A 25,178-nucleotide genomic window follows, 5' to 3' on the forward strand; every position below is an offset into this window, starting at 1 on the left:
AGTTGCGAGCTGCCTGCGCCCTCAGCTCAATGCGACCGCGAAGCCCCGCTGCACCGCCGGCCGGGCCATCATCGTGTCGTACCAGCGCCTCACATGCGGGTAGTCGGCGAGATCGACCTGATGACGCTCGTGCCGCCACGCCCAACCCAGAATGGCGAAATCCGAGATCGACAGCGCGTCGGCCACAAACTCCACCGCCGCCAAGCGCCGATCCAGCACGCCGTAGAGCCGGTGGGTCTCCTTCAGATAGCGCTCCAATCCGTAGGCTCGGTCCTTCTCTGCGACGCCGAGGAAATGGTGGACCTGCCCCGGCATCGGTCCGAACCCGCCCATCTGCCACATCAGCCACTCCAGCACGGCCATGCGCCGGCGCGGATCGGCCGGCAGGAACCGGCCCGACTTCTCGGCGAGGTACAGCAGGATCGCGCCCGACTCGAACACCGCGATCGGACCGCCGGGCCCGTCCGGATCGACGATGGCGGGGATGCGATTGTTCGGGCTGATCGCCAGGAAGGCCGGATCGAACTGCTCCCCCTTCGTGATGTCGACGGTCCTGACCCGGTAGGGCAGGCTCATCTCCTCCAGGGCGACGCTGATCTTGCGCGCGTTGGGTGTGTTCCAGGCATACAGCTCGATCATCGCAGGGGCCTCGATGTGCACGTTCGCATCGCTAACGGCTGCGGCGCAGATGCGAAAGACGCGCGGATGTCAGGGGGGCATCCGACGATCCCCGATCCGCGTCGCGCTCGGCATGGATCCGTTACACCGGGATGGCCCCGCGAACGCGCGTCTCACACCGGGCCGCGAAACGGTCTCCAAGCCTGTGTCAGTTGGGTAAGCCGGAAGACGGCATTGCCGACGCCGAGAACGAGCGCGTGTTCAGGCCCAAAGCTGGCCGGCGGAGCGGTGACGACGGTGGCGGGAGACCGTGCAGGCCGCCGCTAAGCCCTGGTCCCCGCAGCGATATCGCCGAAGAGCGCAGGACGCTAAATTTCCACCAGGAAGGCCTGGTGGAGCTGAGGGGAATCGAACCCCTGACCTCCGCAGTGCGATTGCGGCGCTCTCCCATCTGAGCTACAGCCCCGTCGAGGCGCCGGCCTTGTAGGCGCGGGCGGCTCAGCCTGTCAATTCCTGTTTCACCGCCGCCCGCCGCGCCCCGATCATCGGGGCCGCCGCGCGGGCGCCCCGAGGATACGCGCGAACCCGCATGAACGCCCTGATCTGGCTCTTCGACACGGTCGTCCAGCTCTTCATCTACGTCCTCATCGCCAGCGCGGTCCTGAGCTGGCTCGTGGCGTTCAACGTCGTGAATGTCCGCAACCCGATCGTCGCCCAGATCGGCGAGGTGCTCTACCGGATCACCGAGCCGGTGCTGCGGCCGATCCGCAACCTGCTGCCCAATCTCGGCGGCGTCGACATCTCGCCGATCATCCTGATCCTGCTGCTGCTGTTCATCAGCCGCCTTCTGCACGAATATGCCGTCCCCCAGGCGTATATCTACGCGCAGTAGGATCGAGCGACCGTGAAGACAAATCCAGGCCGGTTCTTCGAGGATTTCCGCCTCGGCGAGACCATCCGCCACGCCACGCCCCGCACCGTCACGGTGGGCGACGTCGCCCTCTACACCGGCCTCTACGGCCCGCGCTTCGCCGTGCAATCGTCGGACGCCTTCGCCCGGGCCTTCGGGTATCCCAAAAGCCCGCTCGACGACCTGCTGACCTTCCACATGGTGTTCGGCAAGACCGTGCCGGACGTCTCGCTCAACGCGCTCGCCAATCTCGGCTACGCGGAGGGCGGGTTCCGCCGGCCGGTCTATCCGGGCGAGACCCTGTCGACCGTCTCCGAGGTGATCGGCCTCAAGGAGAGTTCGAACCGCCAGACCGGCGTGGTCTATGTCCGTTCGGTGGGCTCCGACGAGGCTGGCGAGACCGTGCTGAGCTATTGCCGCTGGGTGCTGGTGCGCAAGCGCGACCCGGAGGCCGCGATCGCCGAGGAGCACGTGCCGACGCTGGCCAAGGTGGTCGATCCGCAGGACCTCGCGGGCGCCCTGCCGAAGCTGTCCTCGGCCGCCTACGATTCGGAACTCGCCGGCAGCCCGCACCGCTTCGCCGACTACGCGGTCGGGGAAAAGATCGACCATGTCGACGGCATGACCGTCGAGGAGGCCGAGCACCAGATCGCCACGCGCCTGTTCCAGAATACCGCCAAGGTCCATTTCGACGGCCTGGCCGCCAAGGACACCCGGTTCGGCCGCCGGCTGATCTATGGTGGGCACGTGATCTCCCTGGCCCGGGCGCTCAGCTTCAACGGGTTGGGCAACGCCTTCGCGCTCGCCGGCATCAATGCCGGCCGCCACGTGGCGCCGCTCTTTGCCGGCGACACGGTCTATGCCTGGAGCGAGGTTTTGGACGCCGCCGATGTCGGCCGCGCCGATGTCGGCCTCCTGCGCCTGCGCACGGTCGCCACCAAGAACCAGGCCTGCGGTGCTTTTCCGGACCGGGCGGGGGAGGGCTACGACCCGGCCGTGATCCTCGATCTGGATTACTGGGCGTTCGTGCCGAAGTAGGCCGGGGCTTCACAGGAGGCCCGGTCTGGATAGAGCCCTCCCTGTAGGGCCACGGTCTTTACTGATCTCAGGACAAAGCTTGGGTCCCCCTCTCCCCGCAGGCGGGGAGAGGCCCACACGGACCTTGTCGTCCGTGTGGGAAGCGCAGGCGAAGCCGGAGCGGCGGTGAGGGGCTTGAACGGATGAGGCTCATACGGAGCCGCCCCCTCACCTTCGGCTGCCGCCTCGCTCCGGCGACGACAAGGTCGCCGGAGCCCTCTCCCCGCAAGCGGGGCGAGGGGATACCCACCCCGTGCCGTGTGAATTGGATGATCCGTTGAGGTGGGAACGCCAAGGCATGACCGGCGGCTGCCCTCGTCCGACGCCGACGTGTAGGATGGCCCTCGCCCGCTCCTGAGCGGGCCCGCTGTTCGGCCTTCACAGGAGCGTCCGTTGGCTTCCGTCCCGTCGATGTCGGAGGCTGTGACGATCCGGCCGGCGGGCCTGGACGATGCGCCGGCCATCGCGGCGATCCATGTCGCCGCCTGGCAGGAAACCTATGCCGGGCTCCTGCCCGCCGCGATGATCGCGGCCCTTACGGTCGAGACGCGGCTGGCGATCTGGACGCGCATTCTCGGCGATCCGGATTCCGGCACGGTCGTTCAAATCGCCGAGGGGTCGGCGGGGCCGGTCGGGTTCGGGTCCTGCGGTGCCCAGCGCTCGGCCGAGCTGGCAGCCGACGGCTTCGACGGCGAGGTCAGCGCGATCTACGTCCTGAGAGCCGCGCAGCGGCGCGGGACCGGCAGCGCCCTGATGGCCGCGCTGGCGGCGTACCTGCGACAGAGCGGTCACCGTGCCGCCAGCCTGTGGGTGCTGCGCGACAATGCGATGGCCCGGCGGTTCTACGCGCACCTCGGCGGTGTCGTGATCGGCGAGCGGGCGGAGCGGCGGGAGCAGGCCACGCTCGTGGAGGTCGCCTATGGCTGGCGTGATCTCGCGGCGCTCCAGCGGAATCTGGTTTCCGGCTGACGCGCACGCGCCGTCATTGCGAGCGCAGCGAAGCAACCTAGGGAACCGCTACCTTCTCAAATCGTGCGCTGCCCTGGGTTGCTTCGCTGCGCTCGCAATGACGGTTGTGGTCGGGCGACCCAAAAAATAAAAAACCTCAGCGCAGGCCGTTGCGTACCACGCCGGCCTCGACCGCCACGGAGAGGCGGTCCGTGATCGCCCACTCGACCCCGACCCGGGTGTTCGGCAGGATCGCGATGTCCTCGCGGGTGAGCGGCGGGGTGAACGGGGTCGGCCCGACCCGCAGGGTGTCGTGGACGGCGGCGGCTCCCGCCTTGGCGTAGAGCAGCACGTCCGGCGCCAGCAGGGTCCCGACCTTCACCTCCAGCGCGCCGGCGAAGTCGCGGCTGTAGGCGCGGCGCCCGAAGCCGGGGGTGAGGTTGCCGTCGAGGCCGGCCAAGTAATCCAGGCCGCCGCTGATCCCGTAGAGGATCGGCCCTTCCTGCCACATCCGGCCACCCTCGAACCCGATCGTCGGGCCCGAATAGCTGCCGAGATGCCGGGAGGTGGTGACCGCGTAGCCGGTCGAGAGGCTTGCATAGGAGCCGGTCCAGCGGCCCGCATCCGCGACCGGCTCCCAGGCGAAGGCCGGCAGCGGCGCGAAGCCCGTGAACGGCAGCAGCGCCTGGGCGGCGGCGGGGCCGGCCGGGAGCAGGGCGGCGCCGAGCACGAGGCCGGCGGCGAATCGGCGGGGACGAGAACCGGCGGATCGAGTCATGCCGGCAGGATAGCGAAACCCGCCGGGGCGAAACAGGTCAGGCCGCCAGGGATCGGTCCCCGACCAGCGACCCGAAGGGCTGCACCAGCACGCGCCGGCCGCTGAGATCGTGGACGCTGACCCGCCATTCGGACCAGTCGGTCCGGTCGGACAGGGCCTGCATCACGTCGGCGGCGACCCGGCGCGCCCGGATTGTCAGGCGACCGGCCGCGCGGATCTCGGCGCCGCGGGCGTCGAACACGCATTCCAGGCCGTTGGTGCAGTGGAACCGGTAGCGGGCCATCGGGACTCCTGTCTGATCCTGCGCGGCAGCGTCTGATGTTCTATATATGTTCCGAATTGGGATGGACATCCAGCGGATCCAATCGGCCGCAGGTTTGCCGGGTCGGCGGCCCGTTGACGGCCAGGGCTGATTGCATGCCGCCCGGCGCCCTATCTCGGTAAGGCAGCCATACGGTCTTCGAGCCCGAAAGATTTTTGTCATGCCCTCTCTCCGGATCCTGGTCGCCGCCCTGCTGATCGGCCTGGCCGGTGCGGCGCAGGCGCAGACCGTCCTGGTCCCGTCCGGCGATTCGGCGGTCACGCAGCCCGGCGGCACCGAGGGCCGCGCCGCCCGACGCAACATCCGCGAGGCGATCCGGAACGGCGACGTGGTCGGGGTTCCGCCCGGAACCCGGACCTCCGAGGTCGAGCGGCGGCTCCATCGCAATCCGGTCCGGGCGCACCGGCCGGAATAGTCCGCGCCTGTGGACGAACGGCCCTTGCATTTGCGGCGACGGCCGGTGATCGCAGGGGAGTTGCGGGATCCGCCCGCGCCGGAGCCTGCCGCGTGTCCCTTCCGGCGCTGGTCCCCAGCACGATCGAGACGACCCGCCATGTCGAGCCGAAGCACGCCTTCGAGTTCTGGCGGGCCACCGCGCTGGCGCCGTTCGGCGATGTCGGACGGGCGCATCCCCGCGATCCGTTCCGGGCCAAACGCCTCGTCGTAGCGGGCGCGGGCTGGGGCCTGACCCATACGGTCAGCAGCCCGGTCGGCCTGACCATCGGCCCCCGGCAGGTCGACCGGAGCGCCCTCGAGACGGTTGTGATCGGCTTAGCGCTCGACGGGATCGGCTATCAGCAGCAGGGCGAGCGCGGCGGGCGCCTCGGGGCCGGCGACATCAGCTTCCTGTCGCGCCAGCGGCCCCTCGTGGCCGGCACCCAGAGCGACTACGCGGAGATCCGGCTGGCGCTGCCGCGGACGACCTTCGAGGCCGCGATCGGCACCGTCGACGCCTTCGCGGGGCGCTGCATCGCCGACCGGCCCGGGCATGCCGCGTTCAAGGCGGCGTTGCGCGCCTTCGCCGCCTCGGCCGCCTGGATGTCGGAGGACGAGGCGCAGGTCGCGGTCGCGGGCGTGCTGCACCTGCTCGGCACCCTCGTCCGGGATCCGGCGGAGCGGCCGGGCGCGGCACTCTCCTGCGAGACGGTGCTGTCCCTGGCCCGCGCCCATATCGTGCGCCGGCTCCACGACCCGCGCCTCGACCCGGCCGAGATCCACGCGGCGCTCGGCCTGTCCCGCGCTCAGCTGTACCGGGCCTTTGCCGGCACCGACGGCGTCGCGGCGGCGATCCGCAATGCCCGCCTCGATCTCGCCCATCGCCGCCTGGCGGCGCCGCGCACCGACGGGACGAAGATCGCCACCATCGCGTATGCATGCGGCTTCACCGACGTGCCGACCTTCAACCGCGCGTTCCGCCAGCGCTTCGGCTTCGCGCCGCGCGCGCTGCGCGCCCAGTCTGGCGATCCTACTTGAGGTGGTAGGCGACGCCGGCGATCAGCGCCTTCTCCTCGGTGTTGGGGGTGCGCCGCGGATCGCCGCCGAACTTGTTGTGCCAGTACTGGAAGCCGACGAACGCCTCGACCCGGTTGGGGGCGTTCTCGACCAGCTGCCCGATATCGAGGACCAGGTTGGTCTGCGAGACGAACTCCACCCGCGTCTGGTTCTCGTTGATCTGGCCGTAGCGGCCCTTGGGCAGGATCAGGGTGTTGAAGCCGGCCAGGGCCAGGGGCAGGCCGGTGAAGGCCAGCGGGATCGTGTAGGTCAGCTCGAATTCCGGCGTCATCTTGTACTCGACGCTGCGGAAATGCGCGTAATCGAAGCCCGGAATGACCGGTAGGCGGGACTCCTTGGTCGGTGCCGTTCCGGCGAAGCCGTTGCGGGAGAATTCCTTGTAGCCCTGGACCTTCAGGTTCACGAACCCGGCCGGCACGTCGAAGGCGAAGCTGAGGCCGAAGGTGCCGGCGCGCTTCTCGGAATCGAACTTCGTGTCCTTGGTGTTGATGTCGGCCCCGAACGACAGCCCGATATCCTTCACGAGGCCCGGGATGGCGAAGACTGTCGTGTCGAAGATCTTGTTCGGGCTGAGCACGCCCCGGTAGATCAGGTAGACCTCCGTGGCGCCGTAATCCTTGAACGGGACCCGCTTGTCGCCGGCCGGATCCTGGGATCCGGACCGGAGGATGTCCAGCGAGATCAGGTTGGTGCCGTAGGCCCAGGAATTGGCGTGGAACAGGTTGACCACGTTCTTGGGCACCGCGCGGGCCTCCTTCCGGCCGCCGGGGCGGTCCACGACGAGGCCCGGCTCCGCGGAGGGCCCCTGGAAGCGGTAGCTGACCACCGTGTCCGAGAAGGAGAAGAATGACGGCGGCGCGGCCATCACGGTCGCGGCGGCCAGCGGCACCCCGGCCTCCGGGGGCTTCGGCGGGGCGGGGGCGCCTTGCCCGGTGGGTGCAGGCTCGTCGAGGGCTTGGGCTGTGCCGGCGAGGCCGGCCTGCACCAGCAGGGCGGCCGCGATCAGCAGAGTCGCTCGCAGCGGTTGGAGAGATGCGCGTCGCCCTCCCCCCTCTGCGGGGGAGGGTGGCCCCCGAAGGGGGTCGGGAGAGGGGAGCGACGGTGCAGGAGAAAGCTCCGGCCCGCACACCCGCTCTGTCTCTTCCGGAAGCCGGGTTCCCCTCTCCCGACCCGGCCTGACGGCCGGCCCACCCTCCCCCGCAGAGGGGGGAGGGGGACGCGCGTGAGTCCGATCGTTGCCCTCTTCCGGCAACGGAGAGCGAATATCATAGCCCACCGAGCGAGGCGGACGCGCGCGTGACGCGCCGGCGCCGCTCACAGCACTTTCCAGAAGACCAGGATCAGGCCCGCATAGACCGCCACCAGCAACCCCGCGCCCTGGAGGTCGACCGCCGCCCGTCTTTCCTTCGCGGGAGCCAGCCACCAGCGCATCCGGTTGGCGGCCCAGGGCACCAGGCGCGACGTGATCAGCACGCTGACCACGTTCCCGATGAACAGGGCCACCGGGAAATCGAGCTTCAGCACCTGCAACAGCAGCGGCGTGCCGATCAGCAGGCCCCAGAGGAACACCGTCGGGTAGAGCGTCAGGAGGACGATCATGTTCATCTTCCAGGCCGGGGGCGGCGGCGCGCCCTCCGGGGTCGTGTCCCGGAACCATTGCTCGAAGCCGCTCTGCACCGTCCGGGTGTGGAATTCCGCGGTGAGCGGCGCCGCCTCCTCGATCAGCGCCTTGCGCACGGGGGAATCGAGCCAGGCCTGCAGGTTGGCGTCGCTGTCGAAGCGCAGGATCGCGACGAAATCCTCCTGCACGCCGGGCACGGCCGGCTCGAACCGGTAGCCCTGGAGCCCCGGCGCCTTCGACTGGGCGGCCGCGACCTTCTGCTCCCAGCGCAGGTATTCGGCCTCCATCCCGGGCTTCACCCGGGTGCTGATCACCGCCGAGACCGGGGCCGTGCGGGCGGCGCTGGCGGCGTCGGTGACGATGTGGACGTCGTCGCGGCCGACCAGCATCGGGGCGGCGCCCTCGATCCGGGATTGCCGCTCCGGCGAGGCCAGCCAGTGCCGGGCATGGTCCAGGCTGTCGAAGCGCTGCAGGATCACCCAATCGACCTGAAGCGGCGGGTGCGGCGGCATCAGCCGCTGCTCGATGAAGCCCGGAAAGGTCGCCACCACCGCGCTGGTGTCGCCCTGCCACCGGGCGAAGGCGTCGGCACTCTCTTGCCGGACGGTGGTCTGGGTGACGATGCTGACGCTCGCCGCGGGCCCGCTCATGAGGCGGCGAGCTTTTCGAACAGGCGGTCCGGAGTGAACGGCAGGTGGGCGAAGCGCACGCCGGTGGCGTCGGCCAGCGCGTTCGAGACCGCCGGGGCCACGGGGTTGATGCCGCACTCGCCCTGCGACTTGGCCCCGAGCGGCCCGATCCGGTCGACGGTGTCGGCGAAGAAGATGTCGGTATGGGGCGTGTCCGCGAAGGTCGGGATCCGGCAGTTGCGCAGCTGCGGGTTGACCATGCGGCCGTCCCCGTCATGCACCATGGTCTCGACCAGCGCCCAGCCGTAGCCCATGCCGACCGCGCCATCGAGCTGGCCGCGGCACTGCATCGGGTTGATCGGCTTGCCGATATCGGCGGCGTGGACGCTGTGCAGCACCCGGATCTCGCCGGTCACCCGGTGCACCGCCAGGCGGACGCCCTGCACGTTGAACGCGATGGTCCGCGGCGACAGATAGGCCTTCCGGCTGACCATGAAGCGGTGGTCGACCTTCGTGCCCTCGGCGTGGAGCTCGGCCAGCGTCAGGCGCCGGTTGCCGCAGACCACGCCGCCATCGGTGTCGAGCCGGCATTGCTCCACCGGGATCCCGGTGTGGCGGCTGGCGAAATCGAGGATGTCCTTGGCCATGGCCTCGGCGGCCAGATGCACCGCCTTGCCGCCGACCACGGTGCCGGTGCTGGCGAAGGTGCCGGTGTCGTAGGGGGTGCGGTCGGTGTCGGCGTTGATGATCGCGATGGCGTCGGCGCGCGAGCCCAGGATCGCGGCCGCGATCTGCTTGTGGGCCGTGGTGATGCCGTTGCCCATCTCGGTGGAGCCGCAGGCGAGGTGGTAGGTCCCGTCCGGCAGGAGGCGCAGCTCGGCGCCCGAGCGGTGCTCGGTCGGCGGCCCGCATTCCAGCATGGCGAGCGCCACGCCCTTGCCCTCGGCCCAGTCCGGCCCCGCGGGCCTGGCGACGCCGTTGCCCTTCTCCAGCTCACGCTCGACGATATCGAGGCACTCACTGACGCCGTAGCTGCCGAAGCTGGCGTCGCTCGGCTCCTTCCAGATCGACTCGATGTTGTCGCCCGGCTGCACGACGTTCAGGCGGCGCATCGCGAACGGATCGATGCCGAGCTTACGGGCCAGCGCGTCGATGGCGCATTCGATCGCGAAGGTGGTCTGCGAAGCGCCGTAGCCGCGGAAGCCCCCGCCCGGCAGCATGTTGGTGTAGACCGCGTGGCCGATGCCCCGCTTGTTAAGGCAGCGATAGGCCGCAATCGGGCTGGCCATGGCGGCCCCCAGGGTCTCGCCGCCGTGGCCGCCATAGGCGCCGGTGTTGGAGACGACCTCGACGTCCAGGGCGGTCAGCGTGCCGTCCTTCCGGGCGCCGATCTTCACCCGGGTGGTCATCGGGTGGCGCGTCGTGGCGCCGATGAACTCCTCCTCCCGGGTCCATTCCCACTTCACCGGGCGCCCGAGCTTCATCGTGGCGAACAGGACGAGGTCTTCCGAGACCATCTCCTGCTTGCCGCCGAAGCCGCCGCCGACCCGCTCGGTGAACACGTGCAGGTCCCGGTGCGGGACGCCCATGACGTAGGCGAGCTTCTGGCGCACCGCGAACGGCGCCTGCGAGCTGGTGCGGATGTGCCAGCGCCCGTCCTCGCCCTGCCAGGCGATTGAGCCGTGGGTCTCGAGATGGGTGTGCTGCACGCGTGTGGTCGAGTAGGTCTCCTCAACGATCACGTCGGCTTGCCCGAAGCCGGCCGCCACGTCGCCGATCTCGCCCTGGAGCGTGCAGAAGATGTTGCTGTCGCCGGTGACGTGCTCCTTGTCGTGCAGGATCGGCGCGCCGGGCTGCATGGCGGCGACGGGATCGAACACCGCCGGCAGGACCTCGTAGGTCACCTTCAGCGCCCGGCAGCCGGCCTCGGCCGCCGCCTCGGTCTCGGCGACCACGGCCGCGACCCGCTGGCCGGCGAAGCGCGCGACCGAATCGAGCAGCAGGATGTCGTCGGGATCGACGAGGTGGTCCTCGTGGAGCGCGGAGCTGAACCGGCGCTTGGGCACGTCCTGCCAGGTATAGACCGCGACCACCCCCGGCACCGCCCGGGCGGCCTGGTCGTCGATCGCCACGATGCGGGCATGGGCGTGGGGGGAGCGCAGCACCTTCAGGTGCAGCAGGTCCTCCACCGCGACGTCCATCGTGTAGCGGGCGCTGCCGGTGAGGATCGAATCCGTGAACGGGTTGGGCAGGCTGGCGCCCAGCGCCTTGCCGGCCAGGTCCGCCTCGATGTTGCAGCGGCCGTGCAGGGCGTCGTTGATCGAGCGGTAGCCGGTGCAGCGGCAGAGGTTGCCCTTGAGGGCGTGGGGCAGGTCCTCCTTCTGCGCGTCGGTCAGCGTCACCGCGGTCATGATCATGCCGGCGGTGCAGAACCCGCACTGGAACGCCTGCGCGTCGTGGAACGCCTGCTGCATCGGGTGCTGCGCGCCGTCGGCGGCGGCCAGGCCCTCGATGGTGGTGACCTCACGGCCCTCGGCCCGGAAGGCCGGGACCAGACAGGAATGGAACGGCTTGCCGTCGATATGGACGGTGCAGGCGCCGCAATCGCCGGCGTCGCAGCCCTTCTTGACCCCGAACACGTCGAGGTCGCGCAGGAAGGTCCGTAGGCACTGGCCGGGGGCGGGTTCGGCGGCGTAGGCGCGGCCGTTGATCGAATAGGCGTTCACGCGAGCTCCGTACGGATCTGTTCGGCTAGGTATTGCGTGACGTGGCGCTTGTAGGGGGCCGAGCCGTGGACGTCGGCGAAGTAGGCATCCGGCGGCAGGCGTGCGTCGAGGGCGTGGGCCAGCTCCTCGGCGGTCGGGCAGGCGGGGAAGCGCAGCTGCATCGGCCGGGGCGTCGCCGCCGTGACGGTCAGCAGGAAATCCGTGCCGTCCTGGCCGAGCGTGCCGATGATCAGCGCGGCCGAGCGCCCGTGCTTGGTCAGCGAGACCTGCCGCATGGCCGTCCGCTTCGTAAGGGCCGCGGCCGGCAGGTGGATGCTGCGCAGCAATTCGCCCGGCTGCAGCACGTTGGCGTGGTTGCCGGTGACGAAGTCGGCGACCGGGATCGTGCGCGGCGCACCGTCCCGCGGCCACAGGGTGCAGACCCCCTCCAGCGCCGCCGTCAGCGAGATCATCGCGCCGGCGGGCAGCGACATGCAGACGTTGCCGCCGATGGTGGCGGCGTTCCAGATCTTGAACGACATCAGGAACGAATCGATGCAGTGCCGGAACAGCGGCACCGCGTGCCAGTCCGCCGGCCCCGCGAAATCGTGCAGCTCGACGATCCGGCAGGTCGCGGCGATCTCGAGCCCGGTCTCGGTCACCGTCAGCGGCGCCCAGCCCAGCCGGTCGAGATCGATCAGCGTATCGACCGCCACCTGCGGCTCGGAGAACAGCCAGGTGCCCCCGGCCAGCCACGAATACCCGTCCTGCCAGCCCTGGACCTCGTCGAGGGAGGTCGGCCGCTTGACGTCGACAATCGTTGAGAGGTTCATCGCCGGCCTTCAAGTCTCACGGACGTCAAAACCCGTCCCGCTCCACGTTCTTGTCGCCCATCGCAAGTAAATGGATCGTATAAAGTCTGTGGTATTTTGATTGATCGTGAGCGGAATATGAATGTCCGAGCCCGACGAGCGGCGATCATCAGGTTTCGACCCATCCGATCCAAAGGCATTGTGTCATCGGCCGATCCGTGCCGCAGCCATGCTGTCGGGATGGGGTGCCGAACCTTCGCGCCGTCACGCCGTAGTCCATGCGACCTTCGCCGCGGTGGGACCTGGTGTTCGCGCACGCGGAAACATCGCGGGACTCTTCGTGCATCGGGCCCCCGCCGAGTTTTCAGCGGCTATCTGGAATTGTCGCGCAGTAAGCATATGAATTGGATGCGCGTCAATGCAATATATCTGGTGCCGACGAGGAAAAATGTAAATGCAGTAAGAGCGAGATCAGTAAGATTTGATATTGACGATATTCAAATACATATCGCCGCTGTCTGCTGATTTAGAACGATTATAGGCGTTTATACACTATCGCGCGGCATCGCGATTGGCGCCCGTGAGACGGATCGACAACAAAAAGACCGCGCCGCTGCACGGACGGCCGACGGCCGGTCACGCCGGGGCGGAGGCCCAGGCAGACGGGCGCGCAGACTCGATTATCGTTGCTGGATCGCGGGCAACGGCCTGGCCCGCGCGCCGTCCTACCCCACAGGAGTGCGGGTGAGGCACAAGCGTTGTTGGCAAGCCGCGACGCGCGCCCCTTTCCCGTTCGGGCTAGCGGACTCACACATCGCGGTCGGTAGGATACGCTGGAGACACGGCGGCTCTCCCTCCCCCGCAGAGCTACGGTGTTCACAAATCGGCTTGCGAAAGCCGCGACGCGCCCCCTCTCCCGTGCGGGAGAGGGTTGGGGTGAGGGACCAAGTCTTTCCGGAAAGCGCGCATCCCTCACCCTGTCCCTCTCCCGCACGGGAGAGGGGACCCGCGCCACACTCGGGGATGTGTGAGTCCGATAGCCCGCAGAAGGGGAGGGAGGGCGCATCTGCCCTTCCGGACCAGGATCTGCCGGTACCGGTATGGTACCAAAGGGAGATGTGTGAACGTCGTAGCCCGCTGAGGGAGGAGAGGCGCGCCTCTCCTCCGGCTCAAGCCTTCTGTCGGGCGGCAGGCGATCCGAAACCCGATCTGCGGGCGTCGCTGTCAGTCGCGCACGACGACCTTGGTCCCCACCCGCACCCGGTCGTAGAGGTCGACCACGTCCTTGTTGGTCATGCGGATGCAGCCCGAGGAGACCGCGGCGCCCATCGTGTCGGGCTCGTTCGAGCCGTGGATCCGGTAGAGCGACGAGCCGAGATAGAGGGCGCGGGCGCCGAGCGGGTTGTCCTGGCCGCCGGCCATGTAGCGCGGCAGGTCGGGGCGGCGGGCCAGCATCTGCTGCGGCGGGCGCCAGGCCGGCCATTCCTTCTTCATCGTCACCGTCTTGGTGCCGGACCAGGAGAACCCCTGCCGGCCGACGCCGACGCCGTAGCGGATCGCCTCGCTGTTTCCGAGGATGTAATAGAGCCGGCGCTGGCGGGTGGAGATCACGATCGTGCCGGGCTTCTCGGTGCTGTTCCAGCCGATCGTCTCGCGCGGGATCGCCTGGCTGCGGAACACGTTCAGGAAATCCGCGAGCGGCCCGCTATCCAGCGGGCTGGCGGAAGCGGGCGCGCTCCCCAGCAGGGCGGCTGCAAGCCCCAGCATCGCGATCCGTCTCGACATGGTCTGTCATCCTCTCACTTGCCGGTTCTTGCCGATGGCGTCGGTCATCGCGGGTGGGCCGCGATCCTCCGGCGAACCGGCCCGCACTTCGCGGCAAGGTTGAGGCCGGTGGGGTGTGGCGCGTGAATCCGGCCGCCCCTGTGGGCTCCGGGCAACACCCAAAAAAGGCGCGACGCCGTGGGTGATTGCGCCGGGGGACGGCCATGCTTATCTCAAAGTCGTGATCCGATCCGCCGCCCTTCTGGCCCGCCGCGTTGTGGGCTCGCCGGACCGCCTCGTCCGGAGCCTCGCCATGCTGGCGATGCTCGTCGTCGCGGCGGCTGCGCTGATGGCTGAGCCCCGGCCGGCCCAGGCCGCGCTGGCGACGGGTCCGGCCTGTTCGGTGATGAGCCAGACCGTGGCCGTCCTGTCGGATGCGCGCAAGCGCGATGTGCGCAAGACCGCCCCCGAGGCCCGCCGGTCGCTGTTCGACGGCACCGACCTGTGCCCGGCCGATATCGAGATCGTCAGCGAGCTCGGGCTACCGCGCCGCCCGGTCGAGGCGCCGCGGCCCCGTCACGCCGCTGCCGCAACTTACGGCTATCAGACGGCCGCCGCGCCGGCCTCCGGGCCGGACGAGGCCCTGCATCGGCCACCCCGGGCGGCCTGATCCGCGCCGCCGGTATCGGTCGGCCGGGCGCCGCGAACGCCGCCGTATAGGCGCAAGAGCCTCGTCCGCGACACGCTTCCAGGACAAGGCCCTCAAGTCTCGATCGTGCATCTTGTGTTTCCGGGATCCGGAAACCGTCCTTCGGGACGATGCGCGATCCGCCTCGACGACGCGCGGCCCTCACGCCGCGCCAGCCTCTGCAGACGCATGATTTTCCAGGAGCGTCGGAACCCGTGACCCGCACTTCGTCCACCCCGTTCCCCGCCCGGCGCTGCGCGCCCGTCCTGTGGTCGGCCGCCCTGCTGGCTCTGGGCCTGTCGGCCTGCAACCCGAAGCAGGCGGCCGCGCCGACGCCGCCGGTGCCGGAGGTCGGCTTCGTCACGGTGACGCCGCAGGCGATCCCCTACCTGCGCGACCTGCCCGGGCGGGTGGCGCCGATGCGCATCGCCGAGGTCCGCTCGCGGGTCTCGGGGCTCGTGGTCAAGCGCCTGTTCGAGCAGGGCAGCCAGGTCAAGGAAGGCGACATCCTCTACAAGATCGACCCGGCTCCCTTCGAGGTCGAACTGGCGAGCGCGGAGGCCGTGCTGGCCCGCCAGGAAGCCGCCCTGGTGCTCGCCCGCCAGCAGGCCGACCGGCTCGAGCAGTTGCTGACCCGCGCCACCGCCAGCCAGGCGCAGTACGATGCCGCCTTCGCGGGCAAGAAGCAGGCGGAGGCCGAGGTCGCCGGCGCCAAGGCGGCCCGGGACCGGGCGCAGCTCAACCTCGGCTGGACCGACGTGCGCGCGCCGATCACCGGCCGGATCGGCCGGGCGCTGCTCACCGAGGGAACCCTGATCGAGCCGGGCTCGACCGGCGCGCTCGCCACGATCCAGCAGCTCGACCCGATCTATGTCGACATCACCCAGTCGGTGGGCGAGCTGAACCGTCTGCGCCGGGACCTCGCCAGCGGCGAACTCGCCCGGCTGGAGGACAACACCGCCAACGTCCACCTGATCATGGACGACAATTCGCTCTATCCGCTGGCCGGCCGGCTGCTGTTCTCGGACGTCACCGCCGATCCGAGCACCGGCCAGGTGACCCTGCGGGTGCAGTTCCCCAACCCGCATGACGAGCTGTTCCCCGGCATGTACGTCCGCGCCCGGATCAAGCAGGGCATCGATTCCGACGCCATCGCGGTGCCGCAGCAGGCGATCCAGCGCACCGAGGACGGCCGCGCCGAGGTCTGGCTGGTACGGGCCGACGACACGGTGATGCGCCAGCCCGTCGAGGTCGGGCCGGTGGTCGGGCAGAACTGGCTGATCCGCGACGGGCTCAAGGGCGGCGAGAAGGTCGTGATCGACGGCGTCCAGAAGATCACCGTGGGCGCGAAGGTGAAGCCCCTGGACCAGACCCCGGCCCACGGCGAGGCCGGCCCGAAGCACGATGCCGACGAGGTTCCCGACGCGCCCGGCGACCAGAAGCCCGGCGACAAGGCGGAGGCCGCCCCGCGCGCCGCCGCGGTCAACCGCCACTGAGCCCCGGGGACCACGCGCATGGCACGCTTCTTCATCGACCGCCCGGTCTTCGCCTGGGTGGTGGCTTTGTTCATCTGCCTGGGCGGCGCCCTGGCGATCCCGAACCTGCCGATCGCGCAGTACCCGGTGATCGCCCCGCCCCAGATCGCCCTGTCCACGGCCTATCCCGGCGCCTCGGTGGATAGCCTCTATGTCGGCACGACCCGGCTCATCGAGGATGAGCTGAACGGCGCGGCCAACATCATGAACTTCGAGTCGACCACCGACTCGTTCGGCTCCGTCAACATCACCGCGACCTTCCTGCCCGGCACCGAGCCGGCGCTGGCCTCCGTGGAGGTGCAGAACCGGCTCAAGCGCGTGGAGGCCCGCCTGCCCGCGGAGGTGCGCCAGCAGGGCATCCTGGTGGAGGAGGCCTCGGCCGCAACCCTCAACATCATCACCCTGATCTCCAAGGACGGGTCGATGGACGAGGTCGGTTTGGGCGACTTCCTGATCCGCAACGTCATCAACGAGATCCGGCGCATCCCCGGGGTCGGGCGCGCGACGCTCTACTCCACCGAGCGCTCGCTGCGGGTCTGGGTCGATCCAGACCGCTTGCGCGGCCTGTCGCTCAGCGCCGAGGACGTGACTCAGGCGATCCGCAACCAGAACATCCAGGTCGCCTCCGGTTCGGTCGGCGCTCAGCCGAGCCCGACCAAGCAAGCCGTCACCGTGCCGATCATCGTGAAGGGCCAGCTCGGCACCATCGAGGATTTCGGCGCGATCGTGCTGCGGGCGAACTCCGACGGCTCGAACGTGCGCCTGCGCGACGTCGCCCGGATCGAGCTCGGCGGCGACGCCTACCAGTTCTCAACGCGGCTGAACGGCGGCCCGGCCGCCGGCATCTCGGTGACGCTGGCCCCCGACGGCAACGCGCTGGAGACGGCCAAGGCGATCCGCGCCAAGATGGTGGAGCTGTCCCAGTTCTTCCCGCCGGACCTGAAGTGGGACATCCCGTACGACATCACCCCGGCGGTCGAGGCCTCGATCGAGAAGGTGCTGCACACCCTGGTCGAGGCGGTGGTGCTGGTCTTCCTGGTGATGTTCCTGTTCCTGCAGAACATCCGCTACACCCTGATCCCGACCATCGTCGTGCCGATCGCCCTGATGGGCACGGTCACGGTGATGTGGATCTCCGGCTTCTCGGTGAACGTGCTCACCATGTTCGGCATGGTGCTGGCCATCGGAATCCTGGTCGACGACGCCATCGTGGTGGTGGAGAACGTCGAGCGGATCATGAACGAGGAGGGGCTGCCCCCCAAGGAGGCCACCAAGAAGGCCATGGAGCAGATCACCGGGGCGATCATCGGCATCACCCTGGTGCTGATGGCGGTGTTCATCCCGATGGCGTTCTTCCCCGGCTCGGTGGGCATTATCTACCGGCAGTTCTCGATCGCCATGGTGACCTCCATCGCGTTCTCGGCGCTGCTCGCGCTGTCGCTGACCCCGGCGCTCTGCGCGACCTTCCTGAAGCCGGTGGCCAAGGGCCACGGCCACGCCAAGGGCGGCGTGTTCGGAATGTTCAACCGCTTCGTCGACCGCGAAACCGCCCGCTACGGCCGCGGCGTCGCGGGGTTCATCCGCAAGTCCGGCCGGGTGATGCTGATCTACCTCGCCCTGGTGGCGGGCACGGCCTACGCCTTCATCAACCTGCCGGAAGGCTTCCTGCCGGTGGAGGACCAGGGCTTCTTCACCGTCGACATCCAGACGCCGCCCGGCGCCTCCTACAACCGCACTCAGGAGGCCAACCGCAAGGTCGAGGAGCACCTGCTGGCGCAGCCCGGCGTCGCCACCGTGACGATGCTCAACGGCTTCTCGTTCTCCGGCCAGGCCCCGAGCACCAGCCAGGCCTTCGTGACCCTCAAGCCCTGGAGCGAGCGCGACGCCAAGAACTCGGCCGCCGCCCTGGTGGCCGGCACCAACGCGGCCCTGGCGAATTACCGCGACGCCACCGTGGACGCCCAGGAGCCGCCGCCGGTGGACAACCTCGGCAACGCTGCCGGCTTCTCGTTCCGCCTCCAGGACCGGGCCAACCGCGGCTACGCGGCCCTGCTCTCGGCCCAGGACCAGCTGCTCAAGCTCGCGCAGGCGAGCCCGATCCTCCAGAAGGTGAAGATCGAGGGCCTGCCGCCGACCCCGCAGGCGGAGCTGATCGTCGACCGCGAGAAGGCGGCGGCGCTCGGCGTGAAGTTCGAGGACGTCAACGCTACGATCCAGCTCAACCTCGGCTCGGTCTACACCAACGACTTCCCCAACCGGGGCAAGATGCAGCGCGTCTATGTGCAGGCCGAGCAGCTGCAGCGGATGAACGCCTCGGACATCCTCAACTACGCGGTGAAGAACGCCGGCGGCACGATGGTGCCGATGTCGTCCTTCGCGGAACTGAAATGGGGCATGGGGCCGAGCCAGATCGTCGGCTTCAACGGCTACCAGTCGGTGCGCATCACGGGTGAGCCCAATCCCGGCTACACCTCGGGCGATGCCATCGCCGAGATGGAGCGGCTGATGCTCCAGCTGCCCAAGGGTTTCGGCTATGCCTGGACCGGGCAGTCGTTCCAGGAGAAGCAGGCGGGCAGCCAGGCCAGCCTGCTGCTGGCGCTCTCGGTGCTGATCGTGTTCCTGTGCCTGGCTGCGCTCTACGAGAGCTGGGCGATCCCCATCTCGGTGCTGCTGGTGATCCCGCTCGGCGTGATCGGCGCGGTGGCGGCCGTCTATCTGCGCGGCATGCCCAACGACGTGTACTTCAAGATCGGCCTGATCACGATCATCGGCCTCTCGGCCAAGAACGCGATCCTGATCGTGGAGTTCGCCAAGGACCTCTGGAAGCCCGGGACCTCGGTGGTGCGGGCCGCGATCGAAGCCTCGACGCTCCGGTTCCGGCCGATCGTGATGACCTCGCTCGCCTTCATCTTCGGCGTGGTACCGCTGGCCATCGCCACCGGCGCCGCCTCGAAGAGCCAGCAGGCTATCGGCACCGGCGTGATGGGCGGCATGATCACCGCGACCGTGCTGGCGGTGTTCTTCGTGCCGGTGTTCTTCGTGGTGGTGATGCGCCTGTTCCGGCGCAAAGCCGTGGCCGCGGGGGAACGCGGGGAGGGGGCGGACGAGGCGGCGCCTCATCAGTCGCATCACGCGGCGGCGGCCGAGTAGGAACTGCCGGTTTCCTGTTCGTCTCCGCCCTGCGCGTTGGGATCCCCTCGCCCCCCTTGCGGGGAGAGGGCCGCGACGACCGCGTCGTCGGCGCGGCGAGGCGGCAGCCGAGGGTGAGGGGGCGGCTCCGAATGAGCCTCATCCGTTCACACCCCCTCACCGCCGCTTCGGCTTCGCCTGCGCTTCCCGCACGGACGACGAGGTCCATGCGGGCCTCTCCCCGCGTGCGGGGAGAGGGGAACCCGCGCCGTGTCCTGAAATCCGTGAACACCACACCCCGTCACCCCCGTATTTTGCATACGGATGGTCCGAACCTTGCTGTGGGTGTGTGGCCAGCGCGGTTTGCTCGCGCGCGGCGCTCGGCCTAGGCTCAACCCCTGCGCTGGTGATGGCGGCCTGCCATCAACTTCCACGGTTCCGGAGATCCGCTTGTCCCGTTCGACCCTGAAGATTCTCGCCCGCGGCGTGGCCGTGGGCGCGACCCTCGCGCTGGTCGCTCTGCCCGCGCAGGCCGCCAACGTATTCCGCTTCGCCTTCCAGGGTGATCTCAAGTCCCTCGATCCGTACTCCCTCAAGGAGAGCTTCACGGAGGGTATGCAGCAGGCGGCCTACGAGGCGCTCGTCACCCTCGACAAGAACCTGAAATTCGCCCCCGGACTGGCGGAATCCTGGGAGATTCCGGAGCCGACCCGCTGGCGCTTCCACCTGCGCAAGAACGTCAAGTTCCACGACGGCTCGCCTTTCACCGCCGACGACGTGATCTTCTCCGCCCAGCGCGTCCGGGCCTCGGGATCGAACTTCACCACCAACGTCCCATCCGACGCCGAATTCGTGAAGGTCGACGACTACACCGTCGACATGGTTCTGAAGAAGCCGAACCCCATCGCCATCGCCCAGTTCCCGACCTGGCTGATCATGTCGAAGGCCTGGTCCGAGAAGAACGGCGCCGCCCAGCCGACCCCGGCCAACGCCACCAGCCCGAGCTACGCCACCCTGCACGAGAACGGCACCGGCCCGTTCGTGATCGCCGAGCACCAGCCCGGTGTGAAGACCGTGTTCAAGAAGTTCGACGGCTACTGGGGCAAGGCCGAGTCGAATCTCGACGAGGCGGTGCTGACCACGATCGCCAATCCCGCGACCCGCGTCGCCGCGCTCCTGTCCGGCGAGGTCGACTGGATCGACCCGGTGCCGCTCCAGGACCAGCAGCGGGTGAACGCCAGCGGCACCGCCATCGTGATGGCCGGGCCGGAGCTGCGCACGGTCTTCCTCGGCATGGACCAGGACCGGGACGAGCTGAAGGATTCGAGCGTCAAGGGCAAGAACCCGTTCAAGGACATCAAGGTGCGCGAGGCGTTCTACCTCGCCATCGACGAGGAGACGATCGCCAAACGCGTGATGCGCGGGCAGGCCGTGCCCTCCGCCCTGATGATCGCTCCGAGCCTGTACGACCGCGGCGCCGAGTTCAAGCGCCCGGCCACCGACCTCAAGAAGGCCAAGGAGCTGATGGCCCAGGCCGGCTACCCGGACGGGTTCACGCTCACCATGGACTGCCCCAACGACCGCTACGTCAACGACGAGGCGATCTGCCAGGCGGTGGTCTCGATGCTCGCCCGCATCAACGTCAAGGTGAACCTGAACGCCCAGCCGAAGGCGAAGTACTTCGCCAAGGTGTTGGCACCGAACTACGACACCTCGTTCTACCTGCTCGGCTGGACGCCGTCGTCCCTCGACAGCCACAACATCCTCTACGAGATCGTCGGCTGCCGGAAGCCCGGCGACAAGTCGGGACGCGGCAGCTGGAACCTCGCCGGCTACTGCGACCCGAAGATCGATGAGATCGCCGACAAGGTCGAGGGCGAGACCGACAAGACCAAGCGCGACGCGCTGATCAAGGACGGCTTCGACGTCCTGAACGCCGACTGGGGCTACATCCCGCTGCACCAGCAGGCCCTGGCCTGGGGTGTCTCCAAGAAGGTCCACCTGACCCAGCGCGCCGACAATCTGCTCCTGCTCTACTGGGTCTCGAAAGACCCCCAGTAGGGGCCGGGCGTGCTCGCCTTCCTGCTGCGTCGGGTGATCCAGGCGGCCGCGGTGCTCGCGGTCGTCGGGCTGATCGCGTTCTTGATGTTCCGGTTCGCGGGCGACCCCGTGAACCAGATCGTCGGGCCCGACACGCCAGCCTCCGAGCGGGCCGAGATCCGCAAGAGTCTCGGCCTCGACGATCCGGTGCTGGTGCAGTTCGCCCGCTATGCCGGCGACGTGGTGCGGGGCCGGCTCGGGATCTCGTACCAGTTCCGCCAGCCGGTCTCGCAGCTCCTGGCCGAGCGCATGCCCGCGACCCTGGAGCTCGCCTTCTGCGCGACCGTCTTCGCCCTGGTGGTCGGCGTCCTGATGGGGGTCTACTGCGCGCTGCGCCGGGAGTCCTGGCTGGCCGGCCTGTTCCAGGCGGTCTCGCTGATCGGCATCAGCCTGCCGACGTTTTTGATCGGCATCCTGCTGATCTACCTGTTCTCGGTGACGCTCGGCTGGCTGCCCTCCTACGGGCGCGGCGATACGGTGCGGCTCGGCTGGTGGACCACCGGCTTCCTCACCTGGTCCGGCCTGAAGGCGCTGATCCTGCCCTCGGTGACCCTCGGCCTGTTCCAGATGACGCTGATCATGCGGCTGGTGCGCGCCGAGATGCTGGAGGTGCTGCGCACCGACTACATCCGCTTCGCCCGAGCGCGGGGCCTCTCCACCCGCGCCGTCCACCTGCGCCACGCCCTCAAGAACACCCTCGTGCCGGTGATCACCATCGCCGGGCTTCAGCTTGGCTCGGTCATCGCCTTCTCGATCATCACCGAGACGGTGTTCCAGTGGCCCGGCATGGGCCTGCTGTTCGTCCAGGCCGTGCAGAACGTCGATATCCCGATCATGTCCGCCTACCTGCTGCTCGTCGCGCTGATCTTCGTGACCATCAACCTCGTGGTCGACATCCTCTACACCGTGGTCGATCCGCGCCTGCGGCTCTCGTCCGCGCGGACCGCGTGAGGGCGACGCGATGAGTGGATACGACCTCGACGCCGGCGATGCCCCGCCGGTCCCCCTGCCCGAGGCGGCCCAGCCCGGCCGGCTCGCGCGCTGGCGCGACTCCGACCTGCTGGCGAGTTTTCTGGGCTCGAAGACCGCGATCGTGGCGCTTCTAGCCACGGTGCTGATGGTCGGGCTCGCAGTCGCTGCCCCCCTGATCTCGCCCCAAAACCCCTACGATCCGGCCCAGCTCGACCTGATCAACTCCAACCTGCCGCCGATCTGGCAGGCGGACGGGCAGGCGCCGTTCTACCTCGGCACCGACGACCAGGGCCGGGACGTGCTCTCGGCTGTGCTCTACGGCCTGCGCCTGTCGCTGATCGTCGGGGTGCTCGGGGTGATCACCTCGGGCGTCCTCGGCATCGCGCTGGGATTGGTTGCCGGCTACGCGGGCGGCGCCCTCGACACGCTGATCATGCGGATCGCCGACGTTCAGCTCACCTTCCCGGCGATCCTGATCGCCCTGGTGGTGGACGGCGTCGCCCGCGCCAGCTTCGGCGGCGCCCTGGATGTCGGGCCGCTGATCGGGCTGATCGTGATCTCGATCGGCCTGTCCTTCTGGGTCCAGTACGCCCGCACGGTGCGCTCCTCCGTAATGGTCGAGAAGGGCAAGGACTACGTCCAGGCCGCCCGGCTGATCGGCCTGACGCCCCCGGTGATCCTGGTCCGCCACGTGCTGCCGAACGTCACCGGCCCGGTCTTCGTCATCGCGACGATCAACCTGGCGCTGGCGATCATCACCGAGGCGACCCTGTCGTTCCTCGGCACTGGCCTGCCCGAGACCATGCCGTCGCTGGGCACCCTGATCCGCACCGGCAACCGGTTCCTGTTCTCCGGCGAGTGGTGGATCGTCGCCTTCCCGGGCCTGGCGCTGGCCGGCCTCGTCATCGCCATCAACCTCCTGGGGGATTGGCTGCGCGACGCGCTCAATCCGAAGCTGCAATGATGTTTTTTGACCACGGCGTTTCCCGGGCTCATCCCATCCACGCCCTCATCCTGAGGCGACGGAGCGAAGCGGAGGCCTCGAAGGAGCCCTCCAGGGATCGCGCGCCGTCTGGAGGCCTCCTTCGAGGCTCGCTGCGCTCGCACCTCAGGATGAGGGTGTGGGTGGGAGCGAGCTCGGCCGTCGGAGCCCGCGCGCGATGACCGAAACCATTCTCTCCGTGCGCGACCTCACGGTCACGTTCGACACCCGCCGCGGCCCGCTCACCGCCATCGACCGGGTCTCGTTCGATATCGGCCGAGGCGAGATTTTGGGCGTCGTCGGCGAGTCCGGGGCCGGCAAGTCGGTCACCGGCTCGGCGGTGATCGGGCTGATCGACCGCCCCGGCCGGATCAGCGGCGGCGCGATCCACCTGCGCGGCGAGCGGATCGACAATCTGTCCCCCGAGGCGATGCGGCGGGTGCGGGGCAAGCGGATCGGCATGATCTTCCAGGACCCGCTGACCTCCCTCGATCCGCTGTTCCGGGTCGGCGACCAGATCGTCGAGACCCTGCGGGCCCATACCGACCTGTCGGCGAAGGCGGCCCGCACCCGGGCGATCGACCTGCTCGCCGAGGTCGGCATCCCGGCCCCCGAGCGGCGGATCGACGGCTATCCGCACGAATTCTCCGGGGGCATGCGCCAGCGGGTGGTGATCGCGCTGGCGCTCGCCGCCGAGCCGGAGCTGATCATCGCCGACGAGCCGACCACGGCGCTGGACGTCTCGGTTCAGGCCCAGATCATCACCCTGCTGAAGCGCCTGTGCCGCGAGCACGGCACCGCGGTGATGCTGGTGACCCACGACATGGGCGTGATCGCCGAGGCCGCCGACCGGGTCGCCGTGATGTATGCCGGGCGGGTCGCCGAGATCGGCCCGGTCGCCGCCGTGATCGCCCAACCGCATCACCCCTACGCGGTCGGCCTGATGGGCGCGATCCCGACCCTGTCGCAGGAGGCCGACCGGCTCAGCCAGATCCCCGGCTCGATGCCCCGGCTCACCGCCATCCCGAAGGGCTGCGCCTTCAACCCGCGCTGCCCGAAAGTCTTTGCCCGCTGCCGCGTCGAGCGGCCCGAGCCGATCCTCGTAGGCGCGAGCCGCGTCGCCTGCCACCTCTACGACGTCACGGAGAAGGCGGCGTGAGCGCCTATGTCGAGGTCACCGACCTGCGCCGCCTGTTCGATGTCTCAAAACCCTGGCTCAACCGGGTGATCGAGCGCGAGCCGCGAAAATTCCTCACGGCGGTGGACCGGGTCGGCTTCACCATCGCCAAGGGCGAGACCTTCGCGATCGTCGGCGAATCCGGTTCCGGCAAGTCGACGGTGGCCCGGATGGTGGTCGGCCTGCTGCCACCCTCGGCCGGCGAGGTCCGGATCACCGGCATCTCGATGACCGATCCCCGGGAGGCGGCGGCCCGGCGGCGCCTGCGCTCGCGGATCCAGATGATCTTCCAGGACCCCTACGCCTCGATGAACCCGCGCTGGCGGGTGGGCAAGATCATCGCCGAGCCGATCCGGGCGTTCAACCTAATCCAAGGGGAGGGGGCGATCCGCGCCCGGGTCGGCGAGCTGCTCGGCCTCGTCGGCCTCCACCCGGACGACGCCAAAAAATACCCGCACGAATTCTCCGGCGGCCAGCGGCAGCGGGTCGCCATCGCCCGGGCGCTGGCCAGCCAGGCCGAGTTTCTGGTCGGCGACGAGCCGACCTCGGCGCTCGACGTCTCGGTGCAGGCGCAGATCCTGAACCTGATGCGCGACCTGCAGGACCGGCTCGGGCTGACCTACCTGTTCATCTCCCACAACCTCGCCGTGGTCCGCCACATGGCGACCCGGGTGGGGGTGATGTATCTCGGCCGCCTGGTCGAGGTCGCTGCCGCCCGCGACCTGTTCGCGAGGCCCCGCCACCCCTACACCCGGATGCTGCTCGACGCGGTGCCCGACCTCGCCCATGTCGGCCGCGCCCGGGTGCCGGTCTCCGGCGAGATCCCGAACCCGATCGACCCGCCCCCGGGCTGCACCTTCAACCCGCGCTGCCCGCTGGCGAACGACCGCTGCCGCGCG

General features: G+C 69.1%; 21 protein-coding genes and 1 tRNA gene. 13 read left to right on the plus strand and 9 right to left on the minus strand.

Features of this window, described 5'->3' with window-relative positions; genetic code table 11:
- Positions 1-21: 21 nt before the first annotated feature.
- Complete coding sequence (locus MKK67_RS22640) at positions 22-639, minus strand: glutathione S-transferase family protein (protein ID WP_243969661.1); 618 nt, start codon at positions 637-639, stop codon at positions 22-24.
- 369 nt (positions 640-1,008) lie between these two features.
- Positions 1,009-1,084, minus strand: a tRNA-Ala gene (locus MKK67_RS22645).
- Between the two features lie 123 nt (positions 1,085-1,207).
- On the opposite strand from MKK67_RS22645, the gene MKK67_RS22650 reads away from it, so the two are divergent.
- From MKK67_RS22650 to MKK67_RS22660, 3 genes are all read left to right on the plus strand, one after another.
- Complete coding sequence (locus tag MKK67_RS22650) at positions 1,208-1,510, plus strand: YggT family protein (protein WP_007567711.1); 303 nt, start codon at positions 1,208-1,210, stop codon at positions 1,508-1,510.
- A 12-nt stretch (positions 1,511-1,522) separates the two neighbouring features.
- Positions 1,523-2,566 (plus strand): MaoC family dehydratase, encoded by a 1,044-nt coding sequence (locus MKK67_RS22655; RefSeq protein WP_243969663.1) that lies wholly within the window; start codon positions 1,523-1,525, stop codon positions 2,564-2,566.
- 432 nt (positions 2,567-2,998) lie between these two features.
- Entirely contained in the window at positions 2,999-3,574 is a 576-nt protein-coding gene (locus MKK67_RS22660; RefSeq protein ID WP_243969665.1) for a GNAT family N-acetyltransferase, read from the plus strand.
- Positions 3,575-3,710: 136 nt separating this feature from the next.
- Here MKK67_RS22660 and MKK67_RS22665 read toward each other — a convergent pair whose 3' ends face one another.
- Both MKK67_RS22665 and MKK67_RS22670 read right to left on the minus strand, forming a co-directional pair.
- Entirely contained in the window at positions 3,711-4,331 is a 621-nt protein-coding gene (locus MKK67_RS22665; RefSeq protein WP_243969667.1) for an outer membrane protein, read from the minus strand.
- Between the two features lie 37 nt (positions 4,332-4,368).
- Positions 4,369-4,614, minus strand: coding sequence for a DUF6894 family protein (locus MKK67_RS22670; protein WP_243969669.1), 246 nt, complete (start codon positions 4,612-4,614; stop codon positions 4,369-4,371).
- 199 nt (positions 4,615-4,813) lie between these two features.
- Between MKK67_RS22670 and MKK67_RS22675 the strand changes: the two genes are divergently transcribed.
- Together MKK67_RS22675 and MKK67_RS22680 are read left to right on the plus strand one after the other, a co-directional pair.
- The gene (locus MKK67_RS22675) at positions 4,814-5,068 is read left to right on the plus strand and encodes a hypothetical protein (RefSeq protein ID WP_243969671.1); all 255 of its coding nucleotides are present in this window, start codon (positions 4,814-4,816) and stop codon (positions 5,066-5,068) included.
- Between the two features lie 92 nt (positions 5,069-5,160).
- Positions 5,161-6,126, plus strand: coding sequence for a helix-turn-helix domain-containing protein (locus tag MKK67_RS22680; protein WP_243969673.1), 966 nt, complete (start codon positions 5,161-5,163; stop codon positions 6,124-6,126).
- Here MKK67_RS22680 and MKK67_RS22685 read toward each other — a convergent pair.
- From MKK67_RS22685 to MKK67_RS22705, 5 genes are all read right to left on the minus strand, one after another.
- On the minus strand, positions 6,119-7,150 hold the full coding sequence (locus tag MKK67_RS22685; RefSeq protein ID WP_243969675.1) for a hypothetical protein: 1,032 nt from the start codon (positions 7,148-7,150) through the stop codon (positions 6,119-6,121). The genes MKK67_RS22680 and MKK67_RS22685 overlap by 8 nt on opposite strands.
- A gap of 329 nt (positions 7,151-7,479) precedes the next feature.
- Positions 7,480-8,436 carry an antibiotic biosynthesis monooxygenase gene (locus MKK67_RS22690; protein WP_243969676.1) on the minus strand — a complete coding sequence of 319 codons (957 nt, stop codon included), beginning with the start codon at positions 8,434-8,436 and terminating at the stop codon, positions 7,480-7,482.
- A complete protein-coding gene (locus MKK67_RS22695) occupies positions 8,433-11,141 on the minus strand; it encodes a molybdopterin-dependent oxidoreductase (RefSeq protein WP_243969678.1) in 2,709 nt (902 codons plus the stop codon). Before MKK67_RS22695 ends, MKK67_RS22690 begins: the two co-directional genes overlap by 4 nt.
- Positions 11,138-11,953 carry an FAD binding domain-containing protein gene (locus tag MKK67_RS22700; protein ID WP_243969680.1) on the minus strand — a complete coding sequence of 272 codons (816 nt, stop codon included), beginning with the start codon at positions 11,951-11,953 and terminating at the stop codon, positions 11,138-11,140. Before MKK67_RS22700 ends, MKK67_RS22695 begins: the two co-directional genes overlap by 4 nt.
- 1,203 nt (positions 11,954-13,156) lie before the next feature.
- Positions 13,157-13,717: a L,D-transpeptidase gene (locus MKK67_RS22705; protein ID WP_243969682.1), complete on the minus strand. Its 561-nt coding sequence runs from the start codon at positions 13,715-13,717 to the stop codon at positions 13,157-13,159.
- A 292-nt stretch (positions 13,718-14,009) separates the two neighbouring features.
- Between MKK67_RS22705 and MKK67_RS22710 the strand changes: the two genes are divergently transcribed.
- From MKK67_RS22710 to MKK67_RS22745, 8 genes are all read left to right on the plus strand, one after another.
- Entirely contained in the window at positions 14,010-14,366 is a 357-nt protein-coding gene (locus MKK67_RS22710; protein ID WP_243969684.1) for a hypothetical protein, read from the plus strand.
- Between the two features lie 149 nt (positions 14,367-14,515).
- On the plus strand, positions 14,516-15,880 hold the full coding sequence (locus tag MKK67_RS22715) for an efflux RND transporter periplasmic adaptor subunit (protein WP_279601765.1): 1,365 nt from the start codon (positions 14,516-14,518) through the stop codon (positions 15,878-15,880).
- Positions 15,881-15,898: 18 nt separating this feature from the next.
- The gene (locus tag MKK67_RS22720; protein ID WP_243969689.1) at positions 15,899-19,069 is read left to right on the plus strand and encodes a multidrug efflux RND transporter permease subunit; all 3,171 of its coding nucleotides are present in this window, start codon (positions 15,899-15,901) and stop codon (positions 19,067-19,069) included.
- Positions 19,070-19,498: 429 nt separating this feature from the next.
- Positions 19,499-21,109: an ABC transporter substrate-binding protein gene (locus MKK67_RS22725; RefSeq protein ID WP_243969691.1), complete on the plus strand. Its 1,611-nt coding sequence runs from the start codon at positions 19,499-19,501 to the stop codon at positions 21,107-21,109.
- 9 nt (positions 21,110-21,118) lie between these two features.
- Positions 21,119-22,099 carry an ABC transporter permease gene (locus MKK67_RS22730; RefSeq protein WP_243969693.1) on the plus strand — a complete coding sequence of 327 codons (981 nt, stop codon included), beginning with the start codon at positions 21,119-21,121 and terminating at the stop codon, positions 22,097-22,099.
- 10 nt (positions 22,100-22,109) lie between these two features.
- Positions 22,110-23,084, plus strand: a complete 975-nt coding sequence (locus MKK67_RS22735; protein WP_243969695.1) for an ABC transporter permease — start codon at positions 22,110-22,112, stop codon at positions 23,082-23,084.
- Between the two features lie 196 nt (positions 23,085-23,280).
- Positions 23,281-24,261 carry an ABC transporter ATP-binding protein gene (locus MKK67_RS22740; RefSeq protein WP_243969697.1) on the plus strand — a complete coding sequence of 327 codons (981 nt, stop codon included), beginning with the start codon at positions 23,281-23,283 and terminating at the stop codon, positions 24,259-24,261.
- Positions 24,258-25,178: ABC transporter ATP-binding protein (locus MKK67_RS22745; RefSeq protein ID WP_243969699.1), on the plus strand; the 921-nt coding region annotated here is incomplete at its 3' end. The genes MKK67_RS22740 and MKK67_RS22745, both read left to right, overlap by 4 nt.

Source organism: Methylobacterium sp. J-072, from assembly GCF_022829425.1.
Classification (GTDB): Bacteria; Pseudomonadota; Alphaproteobacteria; order Rhizobiales; family Beijerinckiaceae; genus Methylobacterium.